This is a genomic window from Acinetobacter sp. USHLN143 (assembly GCF_037145695.1).
GTDB lineage: Bacteria > Pseudomonadota > Gammaproteobacteria > Pseudomonadales > Moraxellaceae > Acinetobacter > Acinetobacter fasciculus.
The window spans coordinates 1-10350 of sequence record NZ_JBBCWZ010000084.1 but is presented as its reverse complement, the minus strand read 5'-3'; the positions used below and the strand labels follow the sequence as shown (position 1 = coordinate 10350).

8 protein-coding genes and 5 pseudogenes are annotated in these 10350 nt (G+C 37.1%); 11 read left to right on the top strand and 2 right to left on the bottom strand.

Going from position 1 to position 10350, the window contains the following annotated elements:
* Positions 1-127 precede the first annotated feature (127 nt).
* A pseudogene (locus WFH18_RS15185) lies at positions 128-818 on the top strand (integrase core domain-containing protein); the annotation flags it as partial.
* Positions 819-936: 118 nt separating this feature from the next.
* Here WFH18_RS15185 and WFH18_RS15180 read toward each other — a convergent pair.
* Entirely contained in the window at positions 937-1368 is a 432-nt protein-coding gene (locus WFH18_RS15180; protein WP_004780041.1) for a PPC domain-containing protein, read from the bottom strand.
* Positions 1369-1667: 299 nt separating this feature from the next.
* Between WFH18_RS15180 and WFH18_RS15175 the strand changes: the two genes are divergently transcribed.
* The 4 genes and pseudogenes from WFH18_RS15175 (at position 1668) to WFH18_RS15160 (ending at position 4746) form a co-directional block, all read left to right on the top strand.
* On the top strand, positions 1668-2873 hold the full coding sequence (locus tag WFH18_RS15175) for a tyrosine-type recombinase/integrase (protein WP_004281814.1): 1206 nt from the start codon (positions 1668-1670) through the stop codon (positions 2871-2873).
* Positions 2874-2923: 50 nt separating this feature from the next.
* Positions 2924-3040, top strand: a pseudogene (locus WFH18_RS15170) (transposase); the annotation flags it as partial.
* 9 nt (positions 3041-3049) lie between these two features.
* Positions 3050-3166, top strand: a pseudogene (locus tag WFH18_RS15165) (putative oxygenase MesX); the annotation flags it as partial.
* A 188-nt stretch (positions 3167-3354) separates the two neighbouring features.
* Positions 3355-4746, top strand: coding sequence for a methylenetetrahydrofolate reductase C-terminal domain-containing protein (locus WFH18_RS15160; protein ID WP_121980310.1), 1392 nt, complete (start codon positions 3355-3357; stop codon positions 4744-4746).
* Here the strand turns inward: WFH18_RS15160 and WFH18_RS15155 are convergent.
* Entirely contained in the window at positions 4743-5411 is a 669-nt protein-coding gene (locus WFH18_RS15155) for an epoxyqueuosine reductase QueH (protein WP_004647714.1), read from the bottom strand. The two genes, WFH18_RS15160 and WFH18_RS15155, sit on opposite strands and share 4 nt — an antisense overlap.
* Before the next feature lie 171 nt (positions 5412-5582).
* On the opposite strand from WFH18_RS15155, the gene WFH18_RS15150 reads away from it, so the two are divergent.
* From WFH18_RS15150 to WFH18_RS15125, 6 genes and pseudogenes are all read left to right on the top strand, one after another.
* Positions 5583-6614: an AbiTii domain-containing protein gene (locus WFH18_RS15150; RefSeq protein ID WP_171476945.1), complete on the top strand. Its 1032-nt coding sequence runs from the start codon at positions 5583-5585 to the stop codon at positions 6612-6614.
* A gap of 168 nt (positions 6615-6782) precedes the next feature.
* Complete coding sequence (locus WFH18_RS15145; RefSeq protein ID WP_071321316.1) at positions 6783-7766, top strand: putative oxygenase MesX; 984 nt, start codon at positions 6783-6785, stop codon at positions 7764-7766.
* 50 nt (positions 7767-7816) lie between these two features.
* Positions 7817-8860, top strand: coding sequence for a methionine synthase (locus tag WFH18_RS15140; protein ID WP_071321315.1), 1044 nt, complete (start codon positions 7817-7819; stop codon positions 8858-8860).
* Positions 8861-8957: 97 nt separating this feature from the next.
* Positions 8958-9452, top strand: a complete 495-nt coding sequence (locus tag WFH18_RS15135; protein ID WP_121980374.1) for a flavin reductase — start codon at positions 8958-8960, stop codon at positions 9450-9452.
* Positions 9453-9494: 42 nt separating this feature from the next.
* Positions 9495-10025 (top strand): annotated as a pseudogene (locus WFH18_RS15130) (sulfite exporter TauE/SafE family protein); the annotation flags it as partial.
* Between the two features lie 83 nt (positions 10026-10108).
* Positions 10109-10350 (top strand): annotated as a pseudogene (locus WFH18_RS15125) (IS3 family transposase); the annotation flags it as partial.

Here is a 10350-nt window from a genome sequence, read left to right as displayed (position 1 = left end):
TTATACTGTCACTGAGGCAGGTTGGACATTTGATTTCTAGAGTTATTTGCATTTCTCTATTTTATCAAAATTCAACCTGCTTTTTTTTAGCATACTTTTTGATACACCACCTAATATTGAAAATGCGCTGCACGGAGTTTCGTTGTCCTTGGCGACTATCCATAAAGTACTATCCACCCATTAAGTCAAACCGATTAAAAAATTCCGTCGTAAAGTAGATTACATTTGTTATGAATGTCCATTACCAGGCGATAGAATTCAAATGGATACCTGTAAACTGGGTCCCTGGACTATATCAGTACACATCTATCGATGACTGCACACGATATCGCGTTTTAAGGATATATAAACGCCGAACAGCTGCGATACACTCGACCTTTTAACTGTGTAATTGAAGAAATGCCTTTTCCCATACAGCGAATACAGACCGATCGTGGACGAGAATTCTTTGCTGAAAAAGTACAGAAAAAATGATGCAGTATGGAATCAAATTTAGGCCAAATAAACCGGGTTCACCTCATCTGAATGGCAAGGTAGAGCGCTCACAAAAGACTGATAAATCTGAGTTCTACGCTACTGTAGATATCGATTCAGAGGAAATTCAGAGTAAACTGGCAGAATGGCAGCATTACTATAACTGGATGAGACCACATTCAGCTTTGAAAGATAAAATACCGATGGAAAGGTACTTTGAATTATGTGAAGAAACTCCTTTCTTAGATGAAGTCCAGAAGCAATACGACCCCTCAAATGAACGGATTCAACATGCCAATTACAAGATGTATTTAGAGATTGCTAAATTGAAACGATCTTTATGAATTACGTATCTATATCATTTTTACTAATATAAAAACATATGAATAAAAATCACGCCCCGTTTAACTGGCAATAGTTTTTGAACCCTGGTATAAAAGCTTAAAAAAATCTAGCAAGTCTTTATTTAATGTCAATACTCATCCAGTATTGAGGTTTTTTATCTTTTCTTGCCTGTGATCTAGGTTGTAATACTCTAATTTCATACTCACCTGAAGCAGGTAAAATATAAATACCATTATCATCAAGCTCTGGAGAATATTCTCCAAGATTGATGGAGTCTTTTAATTGATTACCCCATAAGTAAGCTTCAACATTTCCTCCAGTCAACTTCACTTTTAACTTTTGCCCTTTTTTAGCATAAAATTTGTAGGAATCATACTTGTATCCATCTATCCTTCCGTAATAATTTGCAGAGTAAGCTTTTTTAGCAAACTTAACTACAATAGTCTTTCGTATATCATTGTTATCATTTGCAAGTACGACAGGGCTAACTATAGTTAAAGTTAGGGCTATCAAAGCGCCAGCTAGTAATTTCGTATTCGCTATTTCCATAAGGTTACCCTAATTCTTGTATCGCTCCTGACATAATAATATAACTAATAAGTAACCATGAATCATAGAGCAGAAATGTGAATAGTCATAACATGGGGTTACACTTCAAATGCCAATTTAAGACTTGCAAAATTAATGGTTAATTAATTGGTTACTAAGGACTAGCCAATCTAAATATAAATTTTATTTAACAATTACTTATAGAAATATGTGATGCGTATGATACGCATCATATGAATATCGCTTAAATTTGCTATAATTCAATTGAGCAGTGCCATTTGTGGTTAGGTTAAAAATTCATGAGTCTTACTGAAATTAAGGTACGTCAAGCTAAATCAAAGGAAAAAATCTATTTTCTGGCAGATGATGACGGCTTAAGTTTGAAGGTAGAACCAAACGGACGTAAATCTTGGAGTTACCGCTATTCACTTGCAGGGACAAATAAACGTCCTCGCATGAAGTTGGGTGAATATCCTGTAATGTCCTTGAAAGAGGCCAGATCAGTCCGGGATGAATATAAATTTAATAATTATGAAAATAAACCACTGCATAAAAAATACATCAAAACTTTTCAGGATATTTGTGAAGAGTGGTTAGAATTTAAAATTAAAAATTCCTTTGAAGATGAACCACGATGCGGTGTAATTCAGCTCGCAAAAAAATGTTTAGATCAGGATGTTTATCCAAATATTGGACTAATGCCATTTATTGAAATTAAAAGATATGATCTAGTTAAGATTATTAAAAAGATAGAATCTAGAAATGTAAAAGAACCTGTAAAGAAAGCCTATAGTTATTTAAATCAGATTTATGATTATGCGGTAGCGATGGGGTATTGTGAATATAATATTGCACATGGACTTCATAAAATATTAGTCAACAATAAGATTAAGAAAAACTATCCTCATTTGAATTCAGATGAACTATCTAATTTCTTAGCTAAATTAAATCAGATTAATACAGATCCTATTATTAAAAAAGCCCTGTTATTTAAATTATATACAGGCGTCCGTGGTGGAGAATTATTGCTTTGTGAACCACATCACTTCGATCTAGATAAAAAAATATGGAAAATACCAGCCTTACATATTAAACAATATAGAAGAAAGGTTATTTTAGGTCATGATATCCCTGATTTTTTTGTTCCACTATCTGATCAAGCACTTGAAGTTGTGAAATCAGCACTCGTTTGGTCTCATGGCGAGAAATATGTGTTTTCTAGCCCCCGAAATAATAATAAACCTATTCATTTTAATACCCTGAACTTGATTATCAGAAAAATGGGATATACTAAAAATGAATTAACTTCTCATGGGTTACGATCGACATTTAGTACCATATTAAATGAATCCGGTTTATTTCAATCAAATTGGATTGAAGCACAGCTATCTCATACTGATAAAAATAAAACCCGTGCAAGTTATAATCATGCAGAATATTTTAATCAGCGTATGGAAATGATGCAATGGTGGGGTGATTTTATTGATAGTTGTACTGTAAATTAATGGTTATGAAATCCAAGTTTTAATTAGAATAGGCTTTGTTGCACAAACCTATTCACCGCCATAAATCATTATCTAAAATTGCATCTCGTGGTAAAAGCTCAATGGGCCGGTTCTATGGCTATAAATTACATGTTGTGATGAATCAACTTAGAGAAATAGTCTGTTCACAATGATGATTTCTCTTAACTCGTAAAATTTATGACGGTGTTGAACGTGTTCAATTGAATCTTAAGCAAGGTAAATGGACAGAAGAGAACTTCATTAAGCCGTATCAAAATATTCTTGAAGAATAGGCATTTCATTTCACATTAGAGCGAGAATCTCATGAGAAAGTTGCCTGATTGAATGTAGTGAATAGATTCATTGCATAATTGTTGACTAAAATTTTCTATATCAGCCTGATTAAGATTAATCGGGCTGATTCTGTTAGGTCGAATATAATAGCGACCTGCTTCAATCATTTTTATTTGAACTTTATTTTATGTCACAGCTTGCTTCCCATTTTAAGCACAATCAGTTTTGTATTTTGTTGGAATATTTAAGTTCTGCTAAAGGCATTGCTGTACCAATGTCTTTAGCAGAATTTCCATGTGCGATCACTTTGGCAGATCGAGTGCATGCCGATAGTGATTTGGCACCACTTGAATGTGCGAAGACATTTCCTTCATCAATGGAAAAAATCATCCATTATTCAGGGAAAGGTCGGGATATTACTGATTTTGAGACCTTCTTAAAATCAACTCAAGCTTCGGGACAGAAAAATTTACTGCTTCTCACAGGTGATAAGTTAAAAGGGCATACAAATGGTCAAGATGGAACGAATCGCACCCGATATTTAGAGTCTGTAAATGCGGTCATGGCCGCAAAGTGTTATGGTGGATTTCACATTGGTGTAGCTTTTAATCCCTTTAAATATGCTGAAGCTGAACGTGATGCACAATATTTAAAACTTCACAAAAAGATTAAAGCAGGAGCAGACTTTATCGTTACCCAGTTGGGTTACGATATGGAGGCTTTAAAACAAGCCAAGGCTTTTTTAAATCGTCATCGATACCCACAAAATATACTTGCTTGTGTTATGCCACTTAGTTTGGCACGTGCCAATTTTATGGTGAAACATAAGGTCGCAGGAATTGTGATTACACCACACATGTTACGAGTGTTGGCTCAGGAAGAACAGGATGGACGAACTGAGAATGCTTATAAACGTTGTGCTATACAAATATTGATGTGTAAATATTTGAGTTTTGCAGGTGTGCATCTTTCAGCATGCCATAAGCCTGAAGAGCAAAAGCTTTTAGAAAAATATATTGAACAATATCGACATTATGGTTTACAGGAACTCGAAGCACTCTGGAATGCACTGTGGCAAGTGAAGACTAAAAATGAACTCGTGCCAGAATTAGCTTATTATTCCCGCCAACTATCCTCTAGCCAGCTTATTAAATATCAGCAATTGCATTTCATGCACAAGGCTCTATTTGAGTCCAAAATTGCCAAAGGTGTGGGGCATTTTATTTTTAAAGCCTCATTCTGGGAAAATGCGCCTGCAGCAAAAGCATTGTTAAAAACTGAATTTATCTCTAAGCAAGGGATCGTGGGTTGTGAAAGTTGTGGTCAATGTAGGTTAGGAGATACTTTATATATTTGCCCTGAAACTTGTCCCAAAGGATTGGCGAATGGTCCTTGTGGTGGTACGACATTGGATCGCTGTGAGTTTGGAGATCGTGAATGCATTCATTCTGTGAAAGCCCAACTTGCCAAAGCCGTGGGACAGACTGACGTTCTAAAAGAAAAACTGATTCCAACTGTACCCATTGAAGTCCGTGGAACCAGTTCCTGGAAAAATTGGTATCTGGCGACTGAAGCTTAGCTTTCATCATCCATGGCATTCGAATAAAATTTCACGCCCAATTTGATGCGATCACGACCTTGGCTCATACGCCAACGGTTGGTATCACGTAAGGAGTATACACAGCCACAATATTCTTGTTGGTAGAATTCTTCCTTCTTGCTGATTTCAAGCATACGAACAGCACCACCATTTTTACGCCAGTTGTAGTCCCAATAGGTGATACCTTCATAATGTGAAGCAGAACGATGCCCACAATCATTGATCTGCTTCATATCTTTCCAACGAGAGATACCCAATGAGCTACTAATTAGGCTGAAGCCATTTTCAGCTGCATAAAGGGCAGTGCGTTCAAAGCGCATATCAAAACACATGGTACAGCGAATACCTTTCTCTGGCTCATTTTCCATGCCTTTGGCACGTGCAAACCAATTGTCTGTATCGTAATCACAGTCAATAAAAGGAATATTATGTTTTTCTGCAAAGCGAATATTTTCTTCCTTACGGATTTCATATTCCTTGACAGGGTGAATATTGGGATTATAAAAAAAGATCGAAAAGTCGATGCCTGATTCAATTAGGGTTTCCATCACTTCACCCGAGCATGGTGCACAGCAGGAGTGAAGCAGAAGCTTGTCGTGACCTGCTGGGAGAGTCAATTTCTGACGTTCAAGTTTGTTTGACATAGTTATATGGGTTTAAATCTAAACCCTATATTTTAACGATTTAATTAGATAGTAAGGATTTGATATACTGATATTTTCTAAGGTTAAGATGAAAGAAATTCACTAATTGAAATTTAATAAGAACTAAAGTATATAAGAGAATAACTACAATAATGCTTTGGAAGCAGAACATTGCAAGTTAATCAAGAGTCATTGAATGAAGCTTTAAAATTAAGTGAAGAAATTATTAGTAATATTGAGTTAAGTACCTCTTCTTTATCTAATTGCGCATTAAAGGCGAGTAGATTGGCAAGATTGCTAAATGAATTCGATTACCAAAGAATTTTTATCTTTGAAAGTAGTGGTTATCCTTCAAGCCCAAATGGTTTAACACCCGATATATGGGACTTATGTAAAAAAGCTGGAGAAGGAAAAACCGTAGAGAAAGCTAAGTTAGGGTCAATCGGAGCGATGGAGATTGAATTGGAAGCAATGAAGGATAGTCTAAAAATTGCACATGATCCTAATGTTTCAATAAGTTCAGCTAATCCGAATCAATTTGTTTCATCAGGTGGCACTAGTAATTTTTTAGAAAGAAAGAGTTTAAGAGATGGTATTAGCACGAACTCTCAATTTCTAACTAAACGACAAGCTTTTGTATGCGAATACGTGTCTAATAAATATTATGAGCTAAAATATTCAAAAATTACGTCAGATATTTTTTCTAGAACAAGAAAGTTTGTAGACGGAAAAATTGGAGATTTAGTACCATTATCAGCACAAAAATTTGCATCTGTTTATGAGAATTTAACGTCCGAAAATTCAGAGGATTGGTCAAATGCTGTTCATAGTTGTAGGCGAATATTACAAGATACTGCTGATGTGATTTATCCTGCTAGAGAGGATAAGACTATTAATTTAGACAATGGTGAAACTAAAATTATTAAATTAGGTGTGGATAATTATATAAATCGAATTATTGCATATGTTGATGAGCAGTCAGACTCTAAAAGATTTGAGGAAATCGTTGGTTCACAGATGAAATATTTGGGCGAGCGGTTAGATGCTATTTTCAAAGCTGCTCAGAAAGGTTCTCATGATATTATTACTTCTAGGCAAGAAGCTGATCGTTATGTTATTTACACATACTTGATAGTTGGAGATTTATTATCTTTGGTAGAGTTGCAAAAAACATTATCAATTTCAGATAAAGATTTTAGATAGCCGCTTAACTTACTGAATAACTAAAAATCCTCAGAATCTTTAATTTATTAAGATGAGTATTTCTCATCTTAAGCTGAATTTATATCGTTTTACTCACTTTCTTATTCACGTTTAAATACAGCCATTCAGAAATTTAGCTTTTTATAAAATTTTTAGGTGGCAATCTCCATGAGTACAGCATTTGAGTGTTCAATTAAACGTATCCGTTTTGATGAAAACTACACGCCAGCAGAAAGCACACGTTTAACCACAAACTTTGCCAATTTGGCACGTGGGGAAAGCCGTGAAGAAAACTTGCGTCGTACCCTTGCGATGATCAACAACCGTTTTAATAGCTTGGCAACCGTTGATAACCCGAAAGGTGATCGCTATTCACTTGAGATTGACATTATTTCTGCGGAAATTGATATTGAAGGTAATGGTCAAACTTTCCCATTTATTGAAACACTTAAAAGTGTTGTGATTGACCATCAAACAGGTGAGCGTATTGAAGGCATGATCGGCAATAGCTTCTCATCTTATGTGCGTGATTACGACTTCAGCGTGGTATTGCCACAATTGGGTTGTGGTGTAGGTGAAAAACCTGAAGATTTTGGCAATCTACATGGCAAGCTTTATCAACATTTAGTCAATTCAGATGTATTTAAAGCAGAATTTAAAAAACAACCTGTCATTTGCTTAAGCGTTTCAACCTCTAAAACGTATTTCCGTACAGCTAACGTACATCCTATTTTGGGTGTGGAATACAAAAATGATGAATATTCACGTACCGATGAATATTTTGCCAAAATGGGTTTACGTGTACGCTACTTTAAACCAGAAGGTGGTAATGCACCATTAGCATTCTATTTCGCTGGCGATTTAGTCCGTGATTATACTGATTTTGAATTGATCAGTGCTATTGCGACCATGGAAAGTTTCCAACGGATCTATCGTCCTGAAATTTACAACACCAACTCTCCTGCAGGTGTGGTGTATCAACCAAGTCTAAGCTATGGCGATTATTCACTTACACGTGTGGTCTATGACCGTGTGGAACGTGGTGAGCTTGCAGTTAAACAAGGTAAATGGACGGAAGAAAACTTCATTAAGCCTTATCAAGACATTTTAAATGAATGGGCTGTAAATTTCGAAGTCGAAACAGCTGCTTAATCCATTAAATTGATAAACAGATTTACGAATTTAGACAAAGAAGATTAGACATGGCGCTTACACAACCGAAACTTTTACTCCCAACTTCAACTGCGGGTAGCTTGCCAAAACCGTCTTGGTTAGCTGAACCTGAAAAATTATGGTCTGCATGGAAGCTTGAAGGCGAAGAATTATTAGAAGCTAAACGTGATGCTTTGAAATTATCATTACATGAGCAAGTCACTGCGGGTATCGATATCGTGAGTGATGGCGAGCAAACCCGTCAGCATTTCGTGACCACCTTTATTGAGCATCTTGAAGGTGTGGATTTCGAAAAGCGTGAAACGATGCGTATTCGTAATCGTTATGATGCGAGTGTACCTTCTGTTGTGGGTGATGTTTCTCGTAAAAAAGCCGTGTTTGTAGACGATGCGAAATTCTTACGTAGCCAAACCAATCAGCCAATTAAATGGGCGTTGCCTGGTCCAATGACCATGATTGATACACTTTTTGACGGACACTACAAGAGCCGTGAAAAACTGGCTTGGGAATTTGCCAAAATTTTGAACCAAGAAGCTTTAGAACTTGAAGCAGCAGGCGTAGACATTATCCAATTTGATGAACCTGCGTTTAACGTATTCTTTGATGAAGTAAATGACTGGGGTGTACCAACCTTAGAACGTGCACTTGAAGGTCTAAAATGTGAAACTGCAGTTCATATTTGCTATGGTTACGGCATTAAAGCCAATACAGATTGGAAACAAACTTTAGGTAATGAATGGCGTCAATACGAAGAGTCATTCCCGAAACTACAACAATCTAAGCTCGATATTATTTCACTTGAATGCCAAAACTCACGTGTACCAATGGATTTAATCGAATTGATCCGTGGTAAGAAAGTGATGGTGGGTGCAATTGATGTGGCAACCACTCAAGTGGAAACTGCAGAGGAAGTAGCAAATACGCTACGCAAAGCATTGCAATTTGTTGATGCAGATAAACTGTATCCTTCAACTAACTGTGGTATGACACCGCTATCTCGTCAAGTTGCACGTGGCAAACTTGAAGCTTTAAGCGCAGGTGCTGCCATTGTTCGTAAAGAGCTAGAAGCTTAATCAAACGTAGTCTCGTGCGAAGCAGAACAAATTATCACAAGAACATTTGTTCTGCTTTATGCATGAGCACGTGATATGTACATTTGAGATGAAAGAGATGATTGAAGCAACAGACTTTAGAAATGCAATGTCCTTACTCACCACAGCAGTGAATGTTATTACGACTGCGGGTGAAGCAGGTATGCATGGATTTACCGCATCTGCCGTATGTAGCGTGACGGATACACCGCCAACGTTATTAGTCTGTATGAATCAATCCTCCCGTTCACATGCCCATTTTGTTGAAAATAAAGTCTTGGCGGTCAATGTGCTGAGTACACAGCATGAGCAAATTTCTAACGCATTTGCTTCAAGTAAGTTTAGCTCAGAAGATCGTTTCAAACTAGGTGATTGGAGCACGTTAGAAACAAGCTCGCCGATTTTGGAAGATGCATTAGTCAGTTTTGACTGTGAGATTCAAGATATTCAGCAAGTCGGTACACACAGTGTTTTCATGTGTCGTGTTCTTAAAGTTCAACAAAGCGATCAAGAAGAAAGTCTGGTGTATTTTAACCGTGCTTATCATCAAGTGGGTCAGTTGGAACACGCTTAACTCAATGCCTTAATTCTTTTATCTTTTTAAAGTTAGTTTATTGTGGAACTTATAACCTTTTTAGTCATTGGCGCTTTTGCTGGTTTTGCAGCAGGGCTGTTTGGTGTCGGCGGTGGTACGATTATTGTACCACTGCTTTTTATTGTCTTTACCCAAATGGGCTATGACCCCGATGTGGTTATGCACCTCGCATTAGGCACGTCTTTGGCAACCATTGTTGTAACCTCGATTAGCTCATTGATGGCGCATCATAAAACTGGTGCTGTGATTTGGCCTGTTTTTAAAAATCTAGCGCCACCTATGGCGATTGGTTGTTTTTTTGGGGCAGGTATTGCTGGTTTGATATCAGGATTACATCTACAAATCATTGTTGGCTTATTTCTGATTTGGGTCGCATATACGATGTTTACAGGTGCCAAAAAAGCAATTGACCCAACGAAAACGTTACCCTCATCAGGTCAACAAGTTGCTGCAGGTAGTGTGATTGGGGTTGCATCAGCAATCTTTGGTATTGGTGGTGGAAGTCTGACGGTTCCATATCTGAATCGCTATGGTGTGGTCATGCAGAAGGCTGAACCGTACCGGGTTTGTCGGAGAGTCAATATTCTGAGATGAGAAGCATTGCTTCGCAAGACGTAGCGAAGCGTAGTGTCCCGATGACAAAATTAAAATATACCCCTGAAATCAGAGAAAGAGCGGTTCAATTATTGATTGAATCTGAAAAAGATTATCCTTCTACTTGGGCTGCGATCACAGCTATTGCTCCCTGAGCAGTATACTGCGCAAGGGTTGTACTCCTGAAACACTACGTGCCTGGCATCAAAAGCATTTAGATCAGCAAAATCCTATTAAAGTACAACAGATATCTGATCAAGAAAAAATGAAGCAAATGGAACGT